Below are 23,509 nucleotides of genomic sequence, written 5' to 3'. Positions count from 1 at the left end.
CCGGACCGGGGCGGGTCAGGCCGAGCCCACGTACCCACCGACCTTGATCCGCTCCGCGGTCTCGGTGTAGGCCACCGGGTCCTCCGGCAGCCGGGTGCCGAGCCCGTCGACGTAGCGGTTGAACATGCAGAACGCGGCGGCGATCAACACCGTGTCGTGGATCTCCAGGTCGGTCGCGCCCTCGGCGCGGGCCGCGTCGACCAGCGCGGCGCTCACGTTGCGACCGCCGGACTGGACCGCGGCGGCGATCCGCAGCAGGCCGCGCAGCTTCGCGGTGACCTCGGCCGTGTCCGGGTCCGCCCGGACCTGGACCACCAACGGCATGCCGCCGTCGAGCTGGGCGGCGGCGAACGCCGAGTGCGACGAGCAGCAGAACGTGCAGTCGTTCAGCCCGGAGACGTACGCCGCGATCAGCTCCCGCTCGCCGGCGCTGAGGGTGGGGTGCGGGGCGTGCAGAAGCGCTTCGGCCAGGGCGTTGAGCGCCACGGCGGTCTCCGGCCGGTAGTGCATGAGCCCGCTGATCCCCGGGTACTGCGTCTCGTCCAGACCCAGATCGATGTGTGCCACGTGTCTCTCCTCGGCGTGACAGGCCGCGGCCGGCGGCGACGCGGTCCTGCTGCGCATGCTGCCGGCCCGGCGGCCCGCCCGCTTCTTCGACCGTGCCCACTGCGGCCCGACGCCACGGGTCGCGATCTCTTCGAAAGTGCCGTCCGCGAGGCCGACACCTGGGCCGACACTCAGGGCGACGAGCAGGGCACGTACGCGTATTGCCGCTGCGTACGGGCCGCTGCCACGATCGGCACCATGGTCGACACGACGCACATACGGCAGGAGGCCCGGACGCAGGCCGGGGCCATGGTGGACCGACTTCGCCAACTCGTGCACGCCGAATCCCCGCCCGGGGCGGTGCGGCGCCTGCACGCCTGCGCCGACCTGTTGGAGAGCTGGATCAGCCCGGTGCTGGGCCGGCCCGCCGTGCGGGTCATGCGCGACGGGCTGCCGCACCTGCTCTGGCAGGCCGAGGACCAGCGGGTGCTGCTGCTGGGGCACTACGACACGGTGTGGCCGGAGGGCACCACGCGGGACTGGCCCTTCGCGCTCGCCGACCACATCGCCACCGGGCCCGGGGTGGCCGACATGAAGTCGGGCATCGTGCAGCTGGTCACCGCGCTGTCGCTGCTGCCCGACACGTCCCGGGTGGGGGTGCTGCTGACCTGCGACGAGGAGAGCGGGTCTCCGACCTCCCGGCCGCTGATCGAGCAGCAGGCCCGGCGGTCGCGGGCGGTGCTGGTGGGCGAGCCGGCCACGGAGACCGGCGCACTCAAGGTCGCCCGCAAGGGCGGTTCGAGGTACGACATCACCGTACGCGGCCGGGCCGCGCACGCGGGCGTGGAGCCGCACCGGGGGGTGAACGCGGCCGTCGAGCTGGCCCACCAGGTCCTGGCCGTGCGGGCGTTCGCCGCCGAGGGCACCAGCGTCACACCGACGGTGCTCAGCGCCGGCAGCATCAGCAACCAGGTGCCCGAGTCGGCGACGTTCTGCGTCGACGTGCGCGCCTGGACGAGGGAGGAACTCGACCGGGTGGACCGGCTGATCCACGCGCTGACCCCCCAACTGGCCGAGGCCGCTCTCGTGGTGGGCGGCGGGATCAACCGCTACCCGTTGCAGGAGGCGGTGGCGACGCCGCTGCTGGAGATCGCCCGGCGGGCCGGCCACGAGCTGGGCCTGCCGCCGCTGGAGGCCGCGCACGCCGCCGGCGCGTCCGACGCGAACTTCACCGGGTCGCTGGGCGTGGCCACGCTGGACGGCCTGGGCGGGGTGGGCGGCGGGTCGCACGCCCGCAGCGAGTGGGTGGACGTCAGCCAGCTGCCCGATCGCGCCGCCCTGCTCGCCGCGACGGTCGCCGGCGTCCTCGCCCCGCAACGGCGGGGTCCGGTCGGCGCGACTCGGGGCGTCCCCGCGCGCCTGTGAGGCGCGTCGCTGCTGGCCACGGGCCGATTCACCGTCCATAATGGTGTGTCATGACCCTCACCACACCCCCGGCCGCCCCGCCGCCCCGCTTCGGGGTGGAGGAGGAGTTCCTCGTCGTCGACGCCGTCACCCGGGCCCCGGCGCCCAGGGCCGCCGAAGTCGTGGCGGCGGCGTCCGCGTCGCTCGGGGAGCGGGTGTCCGGCGAGATCACCACCCTGCAACTGGAGACCCGGACCCACGCCTGCGGCACCCTCGGCGAGCTGACCGACCAGCTCGGCGAGGCCCGCAAGGTCGTCGCGGACTGCGCGCGGGCGGCCGGGCTGCGGGTGGTGGCCACCGGCACGGCCCCCGTCGCGGGGACGGTGCCGCCGCCGATGACCGTCGGCCCGCGGCAGACCCTCGGCAACGAGATGTACCGGGGCCTGCACGACGAGCTGGCGCTGTGCGCGCTGCACGTGCATGTGGAGACACCCGACCGGCAGCGTGCGGTGCTGGTCGGCAACCACCTGCGGCCCTACCTTCCGCTGCTGCTGACCCTCACCGCGAACTCGCCGTACTGGGACGGCCGCGACTCCGGGTACGCGAGCTGGCGCACCACGGTCTGGGGCCGGTGGCCGGTCGCCGGCCCGCCGCCGGTGTTCGACTCGGCGGAGCACTACGACCAGGTGGTACGCCAGTTGCTCGACGCCGGCGCGCTCGTCGACCGGGCCACCATCTTCTGGGACGTACGCCCCTCGGAGCGGTACCCGACCCTGGAGGTCCGGGTCGCCGACTCCGCCGCCACCGCCGAGGACGCGGCGCGGTACGCGGCGCTGGTGCGGGCGCTGGTGGTGCACCTGTCGGCCGTGGTGGCCGCCGGCGAACCCACCCCGCAGGTCGCCGATGAACTGCTGCGGGCGGCCTACTGGCGGGCAGCCCGCGACGGCCTGGACGGCGAGGGCCTGGACCCGCGCACGGGCCGGCTGCGGCCGACGACCGAGCTGGCCCGCGACCTGCTGACCACGGTCGAGCCGGCGCTACGCGCCCACGGCGACCACGACCCCGTCGGACAGTGGCTGGAGCGGCTCAGCGCCGACGGCACCGGGGCGCGACGCCAGCGGGCCGTCGTCCGCGACGGCGGAACGCTCGCCGACGTCGTCGACGACCTCGCGGAGCGGACGGCGGGCTGACTTTTCGCCGGGGCGATCTGGGCAATCGCGCACAACCGGCGGCGGGTGGCGTGGGTGATGCTGGAGGGGCCCCGACCTGCCGATGGAGGCCCCCCGTGAACCAGATCGCGACCACCCCGTTCCAGCTGCAACGGCTGGATCCCACGCTGATGAACCGCACCGCCCGGGACTTCGCCGACCGGATGGCGGCCCGCCGGTCGGTGCGGCACTTCTCGGCCGAGCCGGTGCCGCTGGAGGTCGTCGAGGAGGCCGTCCGGGCCGCCGCGACCGCCCCCAGCGGCGCCAACCTGCAACCCTGGCGCTTCGTGGTGGTGACCGACGCCGAACGCAAGCGCCGGCTGCGCGAGGCCGCCGAGGCCGAGGAGGCCGAGTTCTACACCCGCCGCGCCTCGCAGGAGTGGCTGGAGGCGGTGGCCCCGATGGGCACCGACTGGCAGAAGCCGTTCCTGGAGACCGCCCCCGTGGTCATCGTGGTGTTCGAGGTGCATCAGGGGCCGCACACCCCGAAGCCCTACTACGTCAAGGAGTCGGTCGGCATCGCCGTCGGGGTGCTGATCACCGCCCTGCACCTGTCCGGGCTCGCCACCCTCACCCACACGCCCAGCCCGATGCGGTTCCTCAACGACATCTGCGAGCGTCCGGGCGAGGAGCGCGCCTGCCTGGTGATGCCGGTCGGCTACCCGGCCGAGGGGGTCACCGTCCCGCAGCTGAGCCGCAAGGCGTTGTCGGAGGTCATGGTCCTCCGGTAGGGCCTCACCGCCCCAGGTCCGCGGTGAAGAAGTCGCGCAGGGGCTGCACGTGCCGGTCCTGCCGGCGCCACTCGGCCAGCAGGTCCTCCAGCAGGTGCAGCTCCTCGACCAGTTCCCCGCCCCGGTAGCGGCGCACCACGGGGTGGATGAAGGCGCTCTCGGCAGCCCGGTCGGGCTGCGGATGCCGCTCGATGGCAAACACGTCGGAGTAGCTGTCACGGCCCCAGCGCAGCGAGAACGTGTAGTAGTGGCTCTCGCCGCCGAACCGGGCGACCGCGTGGTCCTCGGGCAGGTCGTGGTAGTGGCGCACCACCCCGGCAGCGGCGTCGACGACGAGGGCGTCGCAGAGGAACTCGAACTGGGTCCACAGCGCCGAGCTCCAGTTGACCCGGTCCAGCACCACCTCGGTGAGCGCCTCGGCGTCCGCCGCGACCTTCTCGTACGCCAGCGGCGCACCCTCGTACCGCTCGCGCAGCAGGGCGGTGAGGGTACGCAGGTTGTAGCGGAACCCGTCGATGAAGGCCGACGACGCCTTCTTGAAGTCCCGGTCCTGGGCGAGCGTGCCGGCGAAGTAGAGCCCGTCGACGTCGACCGACTGCCAGTCGGGCCGGGTGGCGGGCAGCCGCCCGCTGGGCACCATGCCGGGGCGGCAGTTGTCGGCGAAGATCGAGGTGTCCATGGCGAAGCCGGTGCAGCGCAGCACCGACTCGTACTCCATCACGGCCGTCTCGCCGTCGGCGTGGGTGTAGGTCAGGCGCACCTCGTACTTGTCCCCCACCGGGCGGATCTCGTCGATGACGCAGTCGAGCACGGAGTGCAGGGTCTTGAACTGGTAGCTGTCCAGGACCGCGCCGTGGTGGCCGCGTACGTCGCCGGGGTGCTTGGTGTTCCAGGCCAGCCGCAGGGGGCGCGGGCTGGCCAGGTGGATCATGGCGGCGTGCCCGAGGATCGCCGAGGCGGTCTCGAACGCGGAGTTGCCCTTGCCGAGGATGAGGACCCGCTGGTCGGCGTAGTCGGCCGGGTCGGTGCTCATGTCCTCGTAGCCGACCGCGTGCTCGATGCCGCGTACGTCGGGGATGTTGGGCCGGCCCCAGCCGGCGGCCACCACCACGCAGTCGGCGTGCAGCAGCCGCCCGCCGGCGCGGACGAGGAAGCCGTCCTCGGTCCTGGATACCAGCTCGACAGTCGTGTCGTAGCGGACGGCGAGCCCGTGGTGGCGGGCGAAGTCGCCGAGGTAGCGGACCATGTCGTCGGCGGAGGGGAAGTACTCCCGGCTGTAGTCGGCGAACGGCAGGTCGGCCGGGGTGTGCAGCAGCGAGTTCCAGTCCCAGCGCAGCCGGATCTCGGGATCGGTGCTCGTGGTGTGCACCTTGTTCAGGGAGATCAGCTTGCGGTGGCGGGGGAACCGGCGGAAGAACTCGCCGGGCTCGGCCGCGCGTTCCAGCGTCAGGTAGTCGCTGCCGGCCTGCTGGAGGTAGTAGCTGAGCTGAAGGCCGGCCGGACCACCGCCGATGATCAGGTAACGGTGGTGCTCGGTGCCCGCTGGCAAGTCGGTCATGGATGCTCCCGCGTCGAGTACCCATGACCATTGTAGATAAATGCACTTAAGTCAATACATATCCAGGTTGGATGGTGCAGCCGAAGAGCCGAGGTGGGCCGGCGGTCCCGCCCCCGCCGAACGGACGGGGACGGGCCGGCGCACGGCGGCGGTTCAGGCGGGCTGGGTCGCCGGCTCGCGGTGACCGCTGACCTTCGCCGACGGCATCGGGCCACCCTTGGCGGTGCCGGTCATCTCGTCGCCGTCGATCGTCACGTCGAAGGCCAGGTCCATCCGCATCGGCTTCTTGATCGACTGGTACCAGGACAGCTGGTTGCCCTCCAGCCGGAGGTCGTTCAGGGTGAGCGTCTCCTTCTCGCCACGGGAGATGCCCTGCAGGACACCGTCCTTGCTGAACAGCTCCAACTCGGTGCGGCGGACGCCGAACGGGGTGGCGACGGCCACCTTCCAGAAACCCTCGACAGACACGGCGGCTTCCTCTCTTCCCGGAGCCCGGGCGGGGGCGATCCCTGCGGACGACGCCCGGGCGGCGCCTCGGGCAGCGCCGCCACCCACGCTAGCCATCGCGGCCACGACAGTTAGTCGCCATATTGCCGTCTTGGGCCGGGCGGGGGGACACAGCGGGTCAACGCGAACGAGATCGGCCAATAGGGATCCGGCGCGGCAAATCGTCCGCTATACGCGAACTAAACCGCTTTCATGCTGCGAAAACGTCGGGAGCAATGTGAAAGAAGCGCGCCCCGGCGCCACCGTCGCACGATGAACCTGGCCTGATCCGGTCGCCGAGCATCCACTTTCCCGCCGCCGCAGGAGGAAACCAGGCACGCCAGAAAGCAGCTTCGCCGCACCGACCGAAATGGCTGGAGAAACGCCTTCCTCCGGCCGCACCGTCGCGCCGTGAAACACACGACGTCAGGTGCCACTTCCCATCCCTTACCGCGCAGCACCCCGGGACCGCCCGTGGAACACCGCCGCGGTGATGCCGTCTGCCCTGTTCACGCCATCGGCTTTGGCAGAAGCCGATGGCTCTGTTGTAAGGAGACCGTACCGTGCTGGGTCAACGCGCACGCTCGCTCAGTCCCGGAATAGTCGCGATTCTACTCGTGGCCTCGCTCTTTTTCATCATCGACAGCCGCGTGTCCGTCGCCGGTGCCGATGAGGCCGCCACACGATACCGCTTCACCGAGCAGCCGATCGCCTACCCGGACGGCTACGACCAGCTACCCAAGAAGACAAGTCGCGACGTCAACCGGTCATACCACAAGATCCGCGCCTGGATCTCGTCGGTCGGCGCGAGCATCGCGGTCAACGACCTCACCGGCCACGGCCGCGCCAACAGCCTGTGCTTCGTGGACGTGCGCACCAACAAGGTGGTCGTGACCTACGCGCCCACCGCGCCGAAGGAGGACCAGTTCGCGCCGTTCATCCTCGACCCGGCGCCGCTGCCGATCGACGACACGATGGCGCCGATGGGCTGCGTGCCGGGCGACTACAACCTCGACGGCCGGATGGACCTCATGGTCACCTTCTGGGGCCGGGTGCCGATCCTGTTCCTGCACAAGGCCAGCGCCACCACGGTGTCCAACGCCACGTACCAGCGCCAGGAGCTGCTGCCGCAGAGCTCGCCCGACGGCCTCTACCACGGACCCAAGTGGAACACCAACGCCTCGCTGGTCAGCGACCTCGACGGCGACGGCAGACCGGACGTGGTGATCGGCAACTACTTCCCCGAGTCCGACGTGCTCAACACCAGGGGCCAGGACAACGTCGAGATGAACGAGACGCTGTCCAGCGCCACCAACGGCGGTGGCAGCCACGTCCTGCGCTGGCTGTCGGCGACCTCGGGCGACGCCCCCTCGGTGACCTTCGTGCCGGAGCGCGCCGCGATCCCGTTCGTCGCGTCGACCGGCTGGACGCTGGGCCTCAACGCCGCCGACCTCACCGGGCGGGGCCTGCCCGACGTCTACGTCGCCAACGACTTCGGCCACGACCACCTGCTGCACAACGTCTCCAGGCCCGGCCGCATCGAGTTCAAGGTCGCCGTCGGCGAACGCACCCCCACCACGCCCAAGTCGTTCGTGCTCGGCAACGGCTCGTTCAAGGGCATGGGCATCGACTTCGGTGACCTGGACCGCAACGGCACCTTCGACATGATGGTCTCCAACATCACCACGGCCTGGGGCCTGGAGGAGAGCAACTTCGTCTGGATCAACCGGGCCCGCGACGAGGGCGACATGCTCGCCAAGCTGGACAAGGGCGTCGCCCCGTTCACCCAGGAGGCCCGCCCGCTCGGCCTGGCCTGGAGCGGCTGGGGCTGGGACGTGAAGTTCGGCGACTTCCTCAACAGCGGCGACCTGGAGGTCGTGCAGACCCTCGGCTTCGTCAAGGGCAAGATCGACCGCTGGCCGTGGCTGCAGGAGATGGCCATGATGAACGACGACCTGATGTCCAACCCCGCGATGTGGCCGAACATGCAGCCCGGCGACGACATCGCCGGCAGCCAGCCGCTGGCGTTCTTCGCCCGCACGGCCAGCGGCGAGTTCGCCAACATCACCGAGCAGGTCGGCCTGGACGTGCCGATCCCCACCCGGGGCATCGCCACGGCCGACACCCGGGGCATCGGCGCGTTGGACCTCGCGGTGGCCCGCCAGTGGGGCCCGCCGGCGTTCTACGTCAACGAGGCGCCGAGCAAGGGCAACTACCTGAACCTGCGGCTGTACCGGCCGGCGGTCGACGCCCCGGCGGGTCAGATGCTCTGCACCCCGGCGTACGGCGCCACCGTCACCGTCACCACGCCCGACGGCCGCAAGCAGATCTCCCAGCTCGACGGCGGCAGCGGCCACGGCGGCAAGCGCAGCTTCGAGGTCCACTTCGGGCTGGGAGCCAGCAGTGGCCCGGTCACCGTCGACATGCGTTGGCGTGACCTCAACGGCCAGCAGCACAGCGTCAGCGATCAGCTCACCGCCGGCACGCACACCCTCGTGCTGACCGACCGCGTCGAGGAGGTTCCGAACCGATGACCACGATCGCCCCACCCCCCAGCATCGACACCGCGCCCGCGGCTCCCGTCGTCCCGGCCAAACCCGAGCCCGACCGCCGCTACCTGGCCCTGCGCAACTTCGCCATGTCCATCAGCGTCTTCAACATCTTCGGCTACACCCTGCTCGGCTTCGAGCAGCCGTGGCTGTGGCCCATCTTCGCCGTGCTCACCGGCTACGCCGCCGAGATCAGCTTCGAGCTGATCCGGGCCTGGGCGAAGAAGGACACCCCCCGGTTCCTCGGCGGCGGCGCCCGCCGGGTGTACGAGTTCCTGCTGCCCTCGCACATCACCGCGCTGGCCTGCAACATGCTCCTGTACGCCAACGACATGTTCCTGCCGATCGCGTTCGCCGTGATCGTCGGCGTGACGGGCAAGTACGTCTTCCAGGCACCGGTCTACGGCCGGATGCGGCACTACATGAACCCGTCGAACTTCGGCATCACGATGGCGCTGATCTGCTTCGGCTCCTGGATCTCCATCGCCCCGCCGTACCAGTTCACGGAGAACGCCAACACGTACTTCCGGATCATGATCCCGATCATCATCGTGACCGCCGGCACCGTGATCAACGCGCTGCTGACCCGCAAGGTCCCGCTGATCGTCGGCTGGCTCGGCGGCTTCGCCATCCAGGCGTTCATCCGGCACTGGATCTGGGACGTGGCGCTGTTCTCCGCGCTGGGCGTGATGACCGGTGTGGCGTTCGTGCTGTTCACCAACTACATGATCACCGACCCGGGCACCACCCCGGTCAAGCCGATGAACCAGTTCATGTTCGGCTCCTCGGTGGCCATGACCTACGGCGTGCTGATGCTGTTCAACGTCGTCTACACGCTCTTCTTCGCGGTGGTCGTCGTCTGCGGCATCCGCGGCATCGGCTGGTGGATCGCCGGCATGCGCAAGAAGTCCCGGGCCGCCGCCAGGTTGACCCTCGACACCCCCAGGAGCATCGCGTGAGCGAACGCATAGCCGTCGTCGGGATCGCCTGCCGATATCCCGACGCGGAGGACCCCAACCAGCTGTGGGAGAACGTCCTCACCGGCCGCCGGGCCTTCCGCCGGCTGCCCGACGAGCGGATGAACGCCGAGGACTACTACTCCCCCGACCCCGCCGCGCCCGACCGGTTCTACTCGGCCAAGGCCGCCGTGATCGAGGGCTTCGAGTTCGACCGGGTCAAGTACAAGATCGCCGGAAGCACCTTCCGGTCCACCGACATGACGCACTGGCTGGCCCTGGACACCGTCTCCCGGGCCCTGGCCGATGCCGGCTTCGCCGACGGCGAGGGGCTGCCGCTGACCACCACCGGCGTGGTCATCGGCAACACCCTCACCGGCGAGTTCAGCCGGGCCAACCTGCTGCGGCTGCGCTGGCCGTACGTGCGGCGCACGGTCGGGGCGGCGCTGCGCGAGCAGGGCTGGGACGACGCCGCCGTCGGCTCGTTCCTCGACGACCTGGAGCCGCGCTACAAGGCGCCGTTCCCGCCGATCGACGAGGACACCCTGGCCGGCGGCCTGGCCAACACCATCGCCGGCCGGGTCTGCAACCACTTCGACTTCAAGGGCGGCGGCTTCACCGTCGACGGCGCCTGCTCGTCGTCGCTGCTGTCGGTCGCCACCGCCTGCAACGCCCTGGCCAGGGGCGACCTCGACGCCGCCGTGGCCGGCGGGGTGGACCTGAGCATCGACCCGTTCGAGGTGATCGGCTTCGCCAAGACCGGCGCGCTGGCCACCGGCGAGATGCGGGTCTACGACCGCAACTCCAACGGGTTCTGGCCCGGCGAGGGCTGCGGGATGCTGGTGCTGATGCGCGACTCCGACGCCGTGGCGCGCGGCCTGCGCCGGCACGCCGTCATCGCCGGCTGGGGCTACTCCTCCGACGGCAAGGGCGGCATCACCCGACCGGAGGCCAGCGGCCACCGGCTGGCCATCCGGCGGGCGTACGAACGGGCCGGCTTCGGCATCGACTCGGTGTCCTACCTGGAGGGCCACGGCACCGGCACCGCCGTCGGCGACGCCACCGAGCTGCGCGCGTTCACCGAGGCCCGGCAGGAGGCCGACCCGACGGGCGCACCCGCCGCGATCAGCACCGTGAAGGGCAACTTCGGGCACACCAAGGCCGCCGCCGGGGTCGCCGGGCTGCTCAAGGCGATCCTCGCGGTACGCCAGCAGGTCATCCCCCCGGCCACCGGGCACGTGGACCCGCACCCGGTGCTCGACGTGGAGCAGCCCGCCCTGCGGGTGCCCGCCACGGCGGAGCTGTGGCCGGCCGACAAGCCGGTCCGGGCGGCCGTGTCGTCGATGGGCTTCGGCGGCATCAACGCCCACCTGGTGGTCGAGAGCGCGGAGAGCGGCCGACGGACCCGCCTCGGGGCGTCGACGACCGCGCTGGTGCGCTCCCGGCAGGACACCGAACTGCTGATGTTCGACGCCCGCACCCCGGAGGAGCTGGGCTCGCGGTTGTCGGACCTGGCGCCGTGGGTGGGCCGGCTCTCGTACGCCGAACTGGGCGACCTGGCCGCGGCCCTGGCGGGAAAGCTCACCGGCCGACCGGTGCGGGCGGCGGTGGTCGTCGCCTCGCCCGAGCAGGCGCGGCAACGGCTGGAGCGGCTGGTCGAACTGCTCGACGCGGGTGAGCAGCGGGTGATCGACGCGGCCGGCGGCGTCTTCCTCGGCACGGCGGGCCCCGCCCCGAGGATCGGGTTCCTCTTCCCCGGCCAGGGCGCGGGCCGACGGGCCGACGGCGGCGCGCTGCGCCGCCGGTTCGAGGAGATCGACGCCCTGTACCAGGCCCACCAGCCACCGCCCGGTGCGGACCTGGTGGCCACGGCGGTGGCGCAGCCGCGGATCGTGACCGCGTCGGTCGCCGGCCTGCGGGCGCTGTCCATGCTCGGCATCCGGGCCACCGGCGCGACCGGGCACAGCCTCGGCGAGCTGACCGCCCTGCACTGGGCCGGCGCGATGGACGAGCAGACGCTCATCGCGACCGCCGGCGCACGCGGGCGGATCATGGCCGACGCCAGCGCCGGGGACGGCACGATGGCCAGCATCTCCGCCGCCCCCGAGGTGGTGGAACCGCTGCTGGCCGGCACGCCGGTGGTCATCGCCGGCTACAACAGCCCGCAGCAGACCGTGGTCTCCGGCCTGGTCGAGGAGGTGCAGCAGGTCGGTGCGCGCGCCGAGCGGGCCGGGTTGTTCTGGACCCGCATCGCGGTGTCGCACGCCTTCCACTCCGAGGCCGTCGCCCCGGCGGCCGTCGCGTTCGCCGAGCACCTGCGCGGCGAGACCTTCGCGCCGCTGTCGCAGACCATGGTCTCCACGGTCACCGGCGACGTGCTGCCGGCCGACACCGACGTGCCGGACCTGCTGCGCCGGCAGGTGCTGGACCCGGTGCGGTTCACCCAGGCGGTGCGCCGCCTGGCCGACGACGCCGACCTGCTGCTGGAGGTCGGCCCCGGCCGGGTGCTGCGCGGGCTGGCCGCCGACATCGCCCCGGAGGTGCCGACGATCTCGCTGGAGACCGACAGCCTCTCCCTCGCGGGCCTGCTCAACGCGGTCGGCGCGGCGTACGCGGCGGGTGCGCCGGTCAACCACGAGGCGTTGTTCCAGGACCGGTTCACCCGGCCACTGGAGCCGGGCCGGCCGCTGCTGTTCTTCGCCAGCCCCGCCGAGTCGGCGCCGGCCGGGGACTTCGCGGTGGCCCGTACCGCCGAGGAGCTGGCCGCCGTCGCGGTGTCGCCGGGCGGCGCGTCGATGGCGGTGTCCGGGCCCGGCGCCACGGTCGACAGCCTGGGGCTGCTGCGCCGGCTCGCCGCCGAGCGGGCGGAGCTGCCCCTGGAGGCGGTGCGGCCGGACAGCCGGCCGCTCGACGAGCTGCACCTCAGCTCGATCACCGTCGGCCAGATCGTCAACCAGGCCGCCCGGGAGCTCAACGTGGCGGCGCCGACGCTGACCTCCAGCTACGCCACCGCCACGGTGGCGGAGATCGCGCAGATCCTCGACGACGCCGGCGGCACGGCCGACACCGACGCGCCGGACGCGTCGATCGCCGGGGTGGCGCCGTGGGTACGGGCGTTCGCCATCGACCTGGTGCCCACCGAGGTCGGGCCCCGGGTCGACGCCCCGGTCGACGGCGGATGGCAGGCGTTTACCGCCGGGCACAGCGCGCTCGCCGAGCCGCTGCGCACGGCGCTGCAACAGGCCCGGGTCGGCGGCGGGGTGCTGCTGTGCCTGCCGCGCGACTGCCAGCCCGAGCACATCCCGGTGATGCTGCGGGCGGCCCGGGCCGCGCTGGCGCAGGGCGACGCCGTCCGGTTCGTGACGGTCGGCGACCGGCGCAACGCCGCCGGCCTGGCCAAGACGCTGCACCAGGAACACCCGGAGATCGCCACCACGGTGGTCACCCTGCCGCTTGCCGACGAACCGTCCGAGGAGGCGGTGGCGGCCACGGTGACCCGGGTGGTCGCCGACGTGGCGGCCACCGCCGGGTTCAGCGAGGTGCACTACGACGCCGACGGCAACCGGCACGTGCCGGTGCTACGGCCGGCGACCCTGCCGCCCAACGGCGGGCCGGGGCTCGGCGTGGAGGACGTGCTGCTGGTCACCGGCGGCGGCAAGGGCATCACCGCGGAGTGCGCCCTGGCCCTGGGCCGGGACACCCTCGCGGCGGTGGGCCTGATCGGCCGCTCCGATCCGGCGACCGACGCGGAACTGGCGGCCAACCTCGACCGGCTCACCGCCGCCGGGGTGCGCTTCCACTACGCCCGCGCGGACATCACCGCGCTGGACGAGGTGAAGGCGGCCGTCAACGACATCGAGCGGGTCCTCGGCCCGGTCACCGGCGTGCTGCACGGCGCCGGCCGCAACGAGCCGACGGCGGTGGCCAACCTCGACGAGGCGACGTTCCGGCGGACCCTCGCCCCGAAGATCGACGGGCTGGAGGCCGTGCTCGCCGCGACCGACCCGCACACGTTACGGCTGCTGGTCACCTTCGGCAGCATCATCGGCCGGGCCGGGCTGCGCGGCGAGGGGCACTACGCCACGGCCAACGACTGGATGACCGACCTGACCCGCAAGGTCGGCGAGGACTACCCGCACATCCGGTGCCTGGCGCTGGAGTGGTCGGTGTGGTCCGGCGCCGGCATGGGCGAGCGGCTCGGGGTGCTGGAGGCCCTCACCCGCGACGGCATCGCGCCGATCCCGGTGGAGGCCGGCATCGCGACGCTGAAGGAGGTGCTGGCCAGCCCGGCCGCACCGCAGACGCTGGTGGTGATGGGTCGCGCCGACGGCCTGCCGACGGTCACGCTGGAGCGTGGCGAAGTGCCGCTGCTGCGCTTCGTCGACCGGCTGCAGGTGCACTACCCGGGCGTGGAGCTGGTGGTGGACGCCGACCTGACCGCCGACGACGACCTCTACCTGCCCGACCACCTGCTCGACGGGGACCTGCTCTTCCCCGCCGTGCTGGGCATGGAGGCGATGGCGCAGGCGGCCTCGGCGCTCACCGGGCGCACGGCGGCCCCGGTGCTGGAGGACGTCGAGCTGCTGCGTCCGATCGTGGTGCCGCCCACGGGCAGCACCACGATCCGGATCGCGGTGCTCGCCGCCGCCGACGGCACGGTCGAGGCGGTGGTACGCAGCAGCGACACCAACTTCGCCGCCGACCACTTCCGGGCCCGGCTGCGTTGGGACCGGCCGCTGCGGGTCGAGCCCCGGCCGGGCTCCGGCGCGGCGGAGCTGTTGCCGATCGACCCGGCCCGCGACCTGTACGGACCGGTGCTGTTCCAGGGACGGCGGTTCCAGCGCCTGCTGGGCTACGAGGACCTGGCGGCGACGAGTTGCACGGCGCGGGTGTCCAACCGGCCGGTCGACGCGTGGTTCGCCCGGTTCCGCCCCGGTGACCTGGTCCTGGGCGACCCGGGTACCCGGGACACGGTGATGCACGCGTTGCAGTGCTGCGTACCGGACGCGACCCTGCTGCCGGGCGCCATCGAGCGGCTGCACCTGGCCGATCCGAAGGTCGCCGCCACCCTGGACACCGTCACCATCCACGCGGTGGAGCGGTTGCGCCAGGGCGACACCTACCACTACGACGTGGACGTCTGCGACGCCGACGGCAACCTCGTCGAGCGGTGGCAGGGGCTGCGCCTGCACGCCGTACGCAAGCAGGACGGCACGGGGCCGTGGCTGCCGGCGCTGGTCGGCCCGTACCTGGAGCGGCGGGTCGGCGCGTTCCTCCCCGACGAGCTGCGCGTCGTGGTGCGGCCCGACGACGCGGACGCCACCGGTACGTCTGCCCGCCGCCGGCAGACCGCCCGTGCGGTGAGCTGGGCGCTGGGCACGGAGACGACGGTGCGCTACCGGCCGGACGGCAAGCCGGAGGTCGACGCCGACGTCCGGATCTCCGCCTCGCACGGGGCCGGGGTCACCGTCGCCGTCGCCGGCGCCTCGGCGGCGGTGGGCTGCGACGTGGAGCTGGCCTCGGCCCGCTCCGGCGACGAGTGGGCCGGCCTGATCGGCCCCGACGGGCTCGCCCTGGCCACGCTGCTGGCCCGGGAGCAGGGCGAGGACCTGTCCGTCGCGGCCACCCGGGTCTGGGGCGCGGTCGAGTGCCTACGCAAGAACGGCCACGCCCGGGTCGACCTGGTGGCCGAGCCGAACGGCCCGGCCGGCTGGGTGGCCCTGCGGTCGGGGGCGGCGCGGATCGCCACCTTCGTGACCGCGCTCAACGACGTCGAGGAGCCGGTGGTGTTCACGATGCTGGCGGAAGGAAGCAGGTGAAGTCGTGGAGTCCTACTACGAGTACCGGCACCTGGTCGGTTTCGAGGAGACCAACCTCGTCGGGAACGTCTACTACGTCAACTACCTGCGCTGGCAGGGCCGGTGCCGGGAGATGTTCCTGCGCGACCAGGCGCCGGAGGTCCTGGCGGACATCCGCGACGACCTGAAGCTGTTCACCCTCAAGTGCGAGTGCGAGTTCTTCACCGAGATCACCGCGTTCGACGAGCTGTCGATCCGGATGCGGCTGGAGGACCTCACGCAGACCCAGATCGGCTTCGCCTTCGACTACGTGCGGCTACGCGACGGCTTCGAGGAGCTGGTGGCCCGGGGACGGCAGCGGATCGCGTGCATGCGCGGCCCGAACACCGACACCCGCCCGACGCGGGTACCGGACACGCTGCGGACGGCGTTGTCACGGTACGCGGTGGCCCCCGCCGCGGGCGGCCAGCGCAAGGTCCTCGAAGGCGTCGGGGAGGGCTGAGCCGTGACCAGAGCGGACCAGCAACCGACCTCCACGGCCAACCACGCCGAACTGCGGGCGGTGATGGGGATGTTCGCCACCGGCGTGACGGTGGTGACGTCCGGCCGGGACCTGCCGCACGGGATGACCGCGAACGCGTTCACCTCGGTGTCGCTGGACCCGGCGATGGTGCTGGTGTGCGTGAAGCGCAGCTCCGTCATGCACGACACCGTCCTGGCGCAGGGCACCTTCGCGGTGTCCATCCTGGCCGCCGACCAGGAGGGGCTGGCGCGCTACTTCGCCAGCTCCAGCCGGCCCCGCGACGAGCGGGAGTTCGCCACGGTGCGGTGCGAGGCGGGCCCGCACACCGGAGCGCCGATCGTGTCCGGGAACGTGGCCTGGGTGGAGTGCAAGCTGGCGGCCGTGTACGACGGCGGCGACCACTCCATCTTCCTCGGCTCCGTGCTCGGCACCGGCCGGGGTGACAGCAGCGACGCGCTGCTGTTCCACAGCGGCCGGTTCTGCGAGGTCGGCAAGGATTGACCGGGTCGGCCCGGCGCCCGCCGGGCCGACCAACCGACGGCCGGGCGGCCACGCACCCCGCGTGGTCGCCCGGCCGTCGCCGTGCCGCCTCGGCCCCCACCGGTCGGGGCCGGCCGTGCCGTGCCGGGTCGGGTCGGTCGGATCCGGGTCGGATCAGGTCGGGTTGGGTCGGTCGGATCCGGGTCGGGCCGGGTCGGTTGGGTCCGGGTCCGGGTCGGCGGGGCACGCCCACCGCGGCTGCTATGGACCTGGCCACACCGACGGGCGCTGGGACCTCGGACCGCGACGGGGCACCGGACGCGACGCCGCCGCCTGCGGACACGACGAGGCGCAACCGGCCGGGAAAGCACCGGTTGCGCCAGGTCGGGGGCAGGGGCGGGGTCAGGCCTCGTAGACGTGCATCGGCAGGGCGCCCCGCACCCGCAGGGTCAACATCGGCTCCGGCACCACCGGGTGCCCAGGGCGCAGCGACAGGCGCAGCTGCCGGGTCACGCAGGCCAGGACGAACACCGCCTCCAGCAGGCCGAGGTTGTTGCCGACGCAGAAGCGGGGGCCGGCGCCGAACGGGATGTAGGCGTACCGCGGCCGGTCGGTGCGCCGGTCCGGATCGAAGCGCTCCGGATCGAAGCGGTCCGGGTCGGGCCAGAACTCCGGGTGCCGGTGCAGGGTGTACGGGCACAGCACGACGTCCGCGCCGGCGGGCACGTGCCAGCCGCCCACCACGTCGTCGCCCTGGGCGATGCGGGGCAGCAGCCACACCGGCGGGTACAGCCGCATCACCTCGTCGACCACCATCGCGGTGTACCGCAGCCGGTGCAGGTCCTCGTACACCGGGTTGCGGTCACCGAGCACCTCGACGGCCTCGGCGTGCATCCGCTCCCACACCTCGTGGTGCCGGTCGAGCAGGTAGAAGGCCCAGGTCAGGGTGCTGGCGGTGGTCTCGTGCCCGGCCAGCAGCAGGGTGACCAGCTCGTCGCGCATCCGCTGCCGGGCCACCCGGGGGTCGGTCTCGCGGCTGGTCGACTCGATCAGGCGGGACACCACGTCGTCGCGGCCGGCGATGCCGCCGGGCTCCGCCCGCCGGTGCGCCACCAGCCGGTCGACGATCTCCTGCAGCTCGGCACGGGCCCGGCGGAAGCGCCGTTGCCGGGGCAACGGCACCCAGGTCGGCACGGCACCCAGCGACATCATCTCGAAGATCGCCTGGTCCTGCACCGCCTCGAACGCCGCGCCGATCCCCCCGAACTCGCCGAGGTCCGCGTCGAGCAGCGTGCGGCCCAGCACGCCGAGGGTCAGCTCGGTCATCTCGTGCCCGATGTCGACGGGGCCGGCGCCGACCATGCGTTGCAGCCGGGCGGCCATCCGCACCGCTTCCTCGGCGACCGCGTCGGCCTGGCGGGCGATCCGGCGGGCCTGGAACACCGGCTGGATCACCTTGCGCTGTTTGGTCCACAACGCGCCCTCGCTGGTGAGCAGGCCGTCGCCGAGGGTACGGCGGGCGTGCACCAGCCCGATGCCCTTGTGGTAGTTGCCCGGGTTCTCGGCGAGCACGTGCTTGGCGTGGTCGGGGTGGTTGAAGAAGTAGAGCGTCTTCGGCCCCAGCGGCAGCCGGACCGCGTCGCCGTACCGGGCGGACACCGCCCGCATGACGTCGAGCCGGTTGCGGGCCATCCGCCCGAGCAGGGCCGGGGCGGTCCAGGGCGACGGGCCCGGCGGGCGCAGCCGGTGCGGATCGGCGATCGCGGTCACGGCTGTACCTGGGCGTCGGCCCGGAACCGCGCGGCCACGGCCCGCCGCCACACCTCGTACGCGGGCCGACCGGAGGCGTCCGGGCCGGCGGGGATCAGCTCGTCGGTGACCCGACCCGCGTCGACGGCCGAGGCCCGGCAGAAGACCTGGGTGGCCAGCTCCGTGTGCGGCACCAGCAGCCCCGCCCGGATCCGGGCCTGCGCGGCGAACGCGCTGGCCTGGGCGACGAACGGGGCGTGCTCACCCGAGCGGGCCAGGAACAGCCGCAGCTCGTCGGCGGTGCACCCGCCCGCGTACGTCGCCGCGAGCCCGGCCCCGCTGTAGAGGTCCTCGTGCCGCGTCGCCGGGAACCGCTCGATCAGGTCGGCGGCGACCGTCGGGTCACAGCCGGCGACGAACCAGGTGGCCCGGCCGATGCCCTGGTCGATGGCGCGGGCCGCGTACGCGGTGGGGCCCTCGGGCGGCCACGGGAAGTCGGTCACCGCCCGCCGGCCGTGCACGTACTCCGTGGTGTGGAAGTACGCCTGGTGGAAGCCGTAGCCGTCGTGCACGAGCCAGCGCAGCAGCGGGTCGGTGGCGGCGGCCAGGGCCCGTCGCCACAGGAACTTCGGCAGCCGCGCCAGCGCCCAGCCGATCCCGACGTACGCCATGTAGACGTGGCGGTCGCCGGTGCCGGCGAGGAACTCGGCGCTGCGCCGGGGTGTCCCCGGGGTGAGCGCGTCGACCAGCGCGAAGCCCATGGCCGCGCCCTCGTAGGCGAACCCCTGGAAGCGGGTCGGCAGCTCGGCGAGATCGGTGTCGACGTCGGTCACCCGGCGGGCGCCGGCGGCCGAGGAGAGCCCGGTCAGAAATGACGAGCCGACCGTCTCCAGGATGGTGCGGGCCTCCGGGCCCTTGTCGTGGAACCCCCGGGTGGAGACGAGGGTCTCCTTGACGTCTGGGGTGAGGATACGGCGCCTGAGCGCCCTGATGGTGCCGGCCACCTGTAGCTCCCATTCATCCAGATTCGACGATCCAACTGGCCAATCTTCCCGGCCGCCCGACGCCCGCAGCCACTTCCCGATTGCCCTCTGACCTGCGACGGAGTGGCCGGACAACGGCACGTTGGGAGTAGCCCACCGCCGGTGGGCGGGACACGATCGAGCCGCCCGCCAGGCCCGGCAGCAGCGTCGCGCCGCGCGTCCCCGCGCCGGTCGCGGGCGGAGAGGAGCTCGCGATGTTGGTGCTCGTGACGGGTGGTACGGGCTTCGTCGGCGCGCACACGGTGGCGGCGCTCGCCGCGGCCGGGCACCGGGTGCGGGTGCTGGCCCGGGATCCGGACCGGGTCGCCCCGGCCCTGTCCCCGCTGTCGGTGCCCGGCGACGCGGTGCAGGTCTGCGCCGGCGACGTGGTGGACGAGACGGCGGTGGCCCGGGCCGTCGGCGGCGTCGACGCGCTGGTGCACGCCGCCTCGGTCTACTCGTTCGACAGCCGGTGGCACGGGGCGACCCGGCGGACCAACGCGCGCGGCACCGAGGTGGTGCTCGCGGCGGCCCGCCGGCTCGGGGTGGGGCGCTCGGTGCACGTGTCGACGTTCGGCGCGCTGGAGCCGTCGGCGGCCGGGACGGTGGGCCCGCAGTCGCCGCCGACCATGGCCCGGGAGACGTACCTGGCGAGCAAGGCCGCCGCGGAGCGGGTCGCCCGGGGTCACCAGGCGCAGGGCGACCCGGTGGTGATCGCCTACCCGCCCGCCCTGCTGGGCCCGGACGACCCGAAGCTCGGCGACCAGAACGCCCGGCTGCGCAACGTGCTGCGCGGCCTGATGCCGGTGTGGCCCACCGGCGGCTTCCCGGTCGGCGACGTCCGGGACACGGCCGCGCTGCTCGCGGAGCTGGCCACCGCGCCGGCCGGGGACGGCGGGCGGCACCTCGGTCCGGGCCGCTACCTGAGCACCCGCGACTACCTGCGGGCCGTTCGCGGGGCGACCGGCCGCCGGCTGCCCACGCTGTTCCTGCCGGCCCGGGCGATGCTGCCCTTCGCCTACGCCACCGACCTGGCACAGCGGGTGTGGCCGTGGCACATCCCGGCCGAGTACGGGGCCTGCTACGTCTGCGCCGCCGACGCCCGACCGCAGGACGTGGCGCGCTCGGCGGGGCCGGCGCCCCGGCCGATCGGTGAGACGCTCGTCGACACCGTGGGCTGGCTGCACCGTACGGGGCGGCTCACCGCCGGCCAGGCCGGCGAGGCCGGCGCACCTGTCGTTCCCGCCGCGCCCGCGTCGGGTTCCGTCGACGCCGTGGCGTCGCCGCGCGAGGAGGCACGACCGTGACCATCGTCGAACCGCAGCCGTCCCGCCCGTCCCGGGCTCCCGCCGACGCGGCCTACCGTCAGGTCCGGCGGGCCACGGCGGAGCTGCTTGCCGAGGGGCCGCCCGGTGCCGGCGCGCTGCCGGTGGCGCACTGCCCGGACTGGACTGTCGACCGGCTCGTCGCGCACCTGGTGGAGGTCTGCGCGCGGGTGCACGGCCGGGTCACCGGTTCCGTCCCCGACGCGACGCCCGACGCTGGGCTGCCGGAGCTGCTCGCCGAGTGGGGGCGGCTGAGCGGGCCGGTGGAGGAGTTCCTCGCCGGCCCGGACTCGATGGACGGGCACATCCTCGTGATGGACGCGTTCACCCACGAGCTGGACCTGCGTCAGGCGCTGGGCGTCGCGCCGCCGGTCGACCACCCGGCGCTGCCGGTGGCCCTCGGCGTCCTGCTGCGGGGATTGTCCGCCGCGCTCGACGGCCATGGCCTGCCGCCGCTGGCGGTGCAGACCGAGCACGGGCGGGCCGTGGCGGGTACGGGCGAGCCGGCGGTGACCGTGGCCGGTCCGTGGCACGAGGTGTACCTGTCGCTGGCCGGTCGCCGCAGCGCGGCGCAGATCCGGTCGCTGCGGTGGAGCGCCGACCCGGGGCGCTGGTTGCCGGCGTTCACCTGGGGGCCGTTCCGGGTGCCGGAGTCACCGGTCGCCACCTCCGTACGCTGAGCCGCACCGCTGTCGGCGGCCGGCCGGTGGCCCGGGCGCCACCGGCCGGTCGCCTTCCGTGCGGGGTGTTCCTGGGCGCGTGGCCGGGTCCCGTTCGACCCGCGCCCTCATTCCCCGATGGCGGTGCCACCGCCCGGTCCGCGGCCCCGTCGTGCCGCCGGGCCGGGGTCCGACCTCCGGGGTCGCCACCACCCGGAGGCGGCGGTCACGACTTGGCCCGGTGCAGCACCCGGGACGGCCGGGCGGTACGCCGGTCGGTGCGGGTGAAGCCGCGCCTGGTGCGGCTGGCGGGGTCGTTGCTGTCCAGCTCGGGCAGCGCGATCAGGATGGGCAGGTCGAACACCCCGGTGTGGTGCAGTTCCAGGTCGACGGTGAGGTTGTCGCTGCCGGCCACGGTGAGCGCGTCGTGGGAGCCGACCGCGAGGGGGCGACGCATGGACGGGCGGGCCGCGATGTCACCGAGCGCGATCGCCGCGGCCCGCAGGTACCACTGCCCCTCCGGCACGTCGCGCAGCACGTACACGCCCGAGGCCTCCAGGATGTCGCAGGAGGCCGGCAACCCCTGCACGATGGGGCTGTCGAAGATGCCCACGTACACCTTGACCGGCACGTCGACCGGGGGCAGGACGAGTCGCCCGGTGATGGTGGCCCGACGGCGCGGGCCGGCCGTGCGGGTGCGGGACAGCTGCGGGATGCCGTTCTCGGCAAGCCAGCGGTAGCGGGCCGGCGAGATGCCCACGCTGCGGGTGAACCGGCTGATGAAGGTGCCCAGGCTGTTGTAGCCGACGGCGTAGGCGATGTCGGTGACGCTCATGTCGGTCTCGAGCAGCAGGTTCTTGGCCTTGTAGAGCCGGATGGCGGTCAGGAAGCGCCCCGGCGAAGTGCCCGTCTTCGACCGGAACAGCCGAGAGAAGTAAAAGCGACTGAGAAAGGCAGAATCGGCCATCGCATTAAGTGACAGGGGTTCGTGGTAGCGATCCCACATGATCGAGATGGCTCTTTCGACGGCGTTGTGCACGGCCAATCACTCCATTCGGTTAACACGTTGGGGACACTCCGACCGCACCAAGCACGGCACGCCCGTGCGCTGGGGTCGCCGGTCGCCGGGATCCCGGCGACCGGCGATCTGGCCCTGCCCAGGGTGGCCACGACGTCGTCGTCGCACCGCGGCGGAACAGGTGTTCGACCACCCGGCTTAAATTGTCGCGAAATACCGCACGCCGGGTTTGTCGGGTGGCGTAAGAGCGGACCGGAACATATCGGACCGCGCTTACTGTGAGTGCTCCTATGTGGTCCGGATGAAGTAGGACGATACCACGCATGGAGATAAATCAATACGGAGACTTCGACTGTTCCCGCCCCCGGCCAGGCGATCTATTCTGACAGGCGCAGCGATTATCCGAATTGTTCGGCGATGCCAGTCCTGTCCGGAGCGATCACCCCCCGGCCGGGAGCTGGGCACCCAGCCACCGGGCCGCGGTCATCGCCGACCAGGCGGAGACCTCGACCAACGTCGGGGCGTCCGCGCCGGCGGCCCGGCAGTCGCGCACGACCGCCGAGTCCACCTGATAGGAGGCGAAGGCGACCAACAGGGCGAACCGGGCGACCGGCCGCTGCCGTTCGGGCAGCCCCTCGACCAACCCCTCCACCCAGGCCCGGCTGATCCCCCGCGGACCGCCGCGCCAACCGACCAGGTTGACCTGCACCAGGTCCCGGACCGCCTCGGGGACCGAGCGGCGGCCGGCCTCGTCGATCGCGGCACAGGCCCGGCCGAACGCCTGGGCGACCGTCGGGTTGCCGGCCGCCCAGGACAGGTCCGCCGGCAGCGGCGCGGCCGGCAGCAGGTCCAGCGAGAGACCGGGCCCGTGCGGGCGTCGTGCGGCGCTCATCATGGCCCAGCCGAGCACCCGCAGCACGACGGGCAACGCCACCTCCGGCACACCTGGCGGCAGCGGCACGTCGCGCAGGAACACGTTGACCATCCGGTTGAGGTAGTGCAGCAGCACCGCCACCCCGGCCAGCTCCGGGGTCTGGGCGGCGGGGAAAGGCGGCGGCTGCGGCGGGCCCCCATCGGTCGGCATCGCCCAGTTGACGACCTCCTCCAGCGCCGCCGCGCCGGCGTCGGGCCGGGCGGAGCCGCCGCCGGCGAGCAGGCCGAGCGCGTTGTTGTGGATGGTCGCGCAGTACGGGCAGGCGTTGCCCAGCGAGACCGCGGTGGCCACCGCCTCCTTGGCCGCGCGGGGGGCGGCACCGGGGACGATCAGCGTCTCCCGCAGCAGCACCCACGCGGCGGCCAGCACCTCGGGAGCCGGGGCGTGCAGGGCCACCGGTGGGGCCAGCACACCGAAGTCCCTTTCCAACTGCCTGTACACCTCGGCCACCAGGCCGCTGGCCCGCCCGCGACGCACCGGGTCGACGTATCGAATCTGCGTCAACCCGAGCGCGCCCAGCACCGGTCGCAGAACACTTGCCGGCATCACGTACCTCATCCATC

At 73.0% G+C, this 23,509-nt stretch carries 17 protein-coding genes; 10 read left to right on the top strand and 7 right to left on the bottom strand.

The window, feature by feature from the left end:
- Window positions 1–15 precede the first annotated feature (15 nt).
- Window positions 16–567, bottom strand: coding sequence for a carboxymuconolactone decarboxylase family protein (locus ACIG87_RS03215; protein WP_396847702.1), 552 nt, complete (start codon window positions 565–567; stop codon window positions 16–18).
- A gap of 237 nt (window positions 568–804) precedes the next feature.
- On the opposite strand from ACIG87_RS03215, the gene ACIG87_RS03210 reads away from it, so the two are divergent.
- The 3 genes from ACIG87_RS03210 to ACIG87_RS03200 all read left to right on the top strand — a co-directional run bounded on the left by ACIG87_RS03210 (window position 805) and on the right by ACIG87_RS03200 (window position 3,889).
- Window positions 805–1,971 (top strand): M20/M25/M40 family metallo-hydrolase, encoded by a 1,167-nt coding sequence (locus ACIG87_RS03210; protein WP_396847700.1) that lies wholly within the window; start codon window positions 805–807, stop codon window positions 1,969–1,971.
- A gap of 50 nt (window positions 1,972–2,021) precedes the next feature.
- Window positions 2,022–3,140, top strand: coding sequence for a glutamate--cysteine ligase (locus ACIG87_RS03205; protein ID WP_396847699.1), 1,119 nt, complete (start codon window positions 2,022–2,024; stop codon window positions 3,138–3,140).
- A gap of 149 nt (window positions 3,141–3,289) precedes the next feature.
- Window positions 3,290–3,889 (top strand): nitroreductase family protein, encoded by a 600-nt coding sequence (locus ACIG87_RS03200; protein ID WP_396848168.1) that lies wholly within the window; start codon window positions 3,290–3,292, stop codon window positions 3,887–3,889.
- A gap of 4 nt (window positions 3,890–3,893) precedes the next feature.
- Here ACIG87_RS03200 and ACIG87_RS03195 read toward each other — a convergent pair whose 3' ends face one another.
- Both ACIG87_RS03195 and ACIG87_RS03190 read right to left on the bottom strand, forming a co-directional pair.
- Window positions 3,894–5,447, bottom strand: a complete 1,554-nt coding sequence (locus ACIG87_RS03195; RefSeq protein WP_396847697.1) for an NAD(P)-binding domain-containing protein — start codon at window positions 5,445–5,447, stop codon at window positions 3,894–3,896.
- A gap of 153 nt (window positions 5,448–5,600) precedes the next feature.
- On the bottom strand, window positions 5,601–5,915 hold the full coding sequence (locus ACIG87_RS03190) for a hypothetical protein (protein WP_396847695.1): 315 nt from the start codon (window positions 5,913–5,915) through the stop codon (window positions 5,601–5,603).
- Between the two features lie 635 nt (window positions 5,916–6,550).
- On the opposite strand from ACIG87_RS03190, the gene ACIG87_RS03185 reads away from it, so the two are divergent.
- From ACIG87_RS03185 to ACIG87_RS03165, 5 genes are all read left to right on the top strand, one after another.
- Window positions 6,551–8,467 carry an ASPIC/UnbV domain-containing protein gene (locus tag ACIG87_RS03185; RefSeq protein ID WP_396847694.1) on the top strand — a complete coding sequence of 639 codons (1,917 nt, stop codon included), beginning with the start codon at window positions 6,551–6,553 and terminating at the stop codon, window positions 8,465–8,467.
- On the top strand, window positions 8,464–9,441 hold the full coding sequence (locus ACIG87_RS03180) for an enediyne biosynthesis protein (RefSeq protein ID WP_396847692.1): 978 nt from the start codon (window positions 8,464–8,466) through the stop codon (window positions 9,439–9,441). The genes ACIG87_RS03185 and ACIG87_RS03180 overlap by 4 nt, the downstream gene beginning before the upstream one ends.
- On the top strand, window positions 9,438–15,257 hold the full coding sequence (locus ACIG87_RS03175; RefSeq protein WP_396847690.1) for a type I polyketide synthase: 5,820 nt from the start codon (window positions 9,438–9,440) through the stop codon (window positions 15,255–15,257). Before ACIG87_RS03180 ends, ACIG87_RS03175 begins: the two co-directional genes overlap by 4 nt.
- A gap of 4 nt (window positions 15,258–15,261) precedes the next feature.
- Entirely contained in the window at window positions 15,262–15,738 is a 477-nt protein-coding gene (locus ACIG87_RS03170; RefSeq protein ID WP_396847689.1) for an acyl-CoA thioesterase, read from the top strand.
- A 63-nt stretch (window positions 15,739–15,801) separates the two neighbouring features.
- Window positions 15,802–16,260 (top strand): flavin reductase family protein, encoded by a 459-nt coding sequence (locus tag ACIG87_RS03165; protein WP_396848166.1) that lies wholly within the window; start codon window positions 15,802–15,804, stop codon window positions 16,258–16,260.
- A 381-nt stretch (window positions 16,261–16,641) separates the two neighbouring features.
- Here the strand turns inward: ACIG87_RS03165 and ACIG87_RS03160 are convergent, their stop codons facing one another.
- Window positions 16,642–18,009, bottom strand: coding sequence for a cytochrome P450 (locus tag ACIG87_RS03160; protein WP_396847688.1), 1,368 nt, complete (start codon window positions 18,007–18,009; stop codon window positions 16,642–16,644).
- Window positions 18,006–18,992, bottom strand: coding sequence for a DUF1702 family protein (locus ACIG87_RS03155; RefSeq protein ID WP_396847686.1), 987 nt, complete (start codon window positions 18,990–18,992; stop codon window positions 18,006–18,008). Before ACIG87_RS03155 ends, ACIG87_RS03160 begins: the two co-directional genes overlap by 4 nt.
- 233 nt (window positions 18,993–19,225) lie before the next feature.
- Here ACIG87_RS03155 and ACIG87_RS03150 point away from each other — a divergent pair, with 233 nt between their 5' ends.
- Both ACIG87_RS03150 and ACIG87_RS03145 read left to right on the top strand, forming a co-directional pair.
- The gene (locus ACIG87_RS03150; protein ID WP_396847684.1) at window positions 19,226–20,317 is read left to right on the top strand and encodes an SDR family NAD(P)-dependent oxidoreductase; all 1,092 of its coding nucleotides are present in this window, start codon (window positions 19,226–19,228) and stop codon (window positions 20,315–20,317) included.
- The gene (locus tag ACIG87_RS03145; protein WP_396847683.1) at window positions 20,314–21,015 is read left to right on the top strand and encodes a maleylpyruvate isomerase family mycothiol-dependent enzyme; all 702 of its coding nucleotides are present in this window, start codon (window positions 20,314–20,316) and stop codon (window positions 21,013–21,015) included. The genes ACIG87_RS03150 and ACIG87_RS03145 overlap by 4 nt, the downstream gene beginning before the upstream one ends.
- Window positions 21,016–21,220: 205 nt before the next feature.
- On the opposite strand, the gene ACIG87_RS03140 is transcribed toward ACIG87_RS03145, so the two are convergent.
- Together ACIG87_RS03140 and ACIG87_RS03135 are read right to left on the bottom strand one after the other, a co-directional pair.
- Window positions 21,221–21,961, bottom strand: a complete 741-nt coding sequence (locus ACIG87_RS03140) for a helix-turn-helix transcriptional regulator (RefSeq protein WP_396847681.1) — start codon at window positions 21,959–21,961, stop codon at window positions 21,221–21,223.
- Between the two features lie 490 nt (window positions 21,962–22,451).
- Window positions 22,452–23,492: a carboxymuconolactone decarboxylase family protein gene (locus tag ACIG87_RS03135; RefSeq protein ID WP_396847680.1), complete on the bottom strand. Its 1,041-nt coding sequence runs from the start codon at window positions 23,490–23,492 to the stop codon at window positions 22,452–22,454.
- Window positions 23,493–23,509 lie beyond the last annotated feature (17 nt).

Source organism: Micromonospora sp. NPDC051925 (assembly GCF_044548625.1).
GTDB lineage: Bacteria > Actinomycetota > Actinomycetes > Mycobacteriales > Micromonosporaceae > Micromonospora.
Note: the sequence above shows the minus strand (reverse complement) of the source record. Positions and strands in the feature narration are given on the sequence as shown.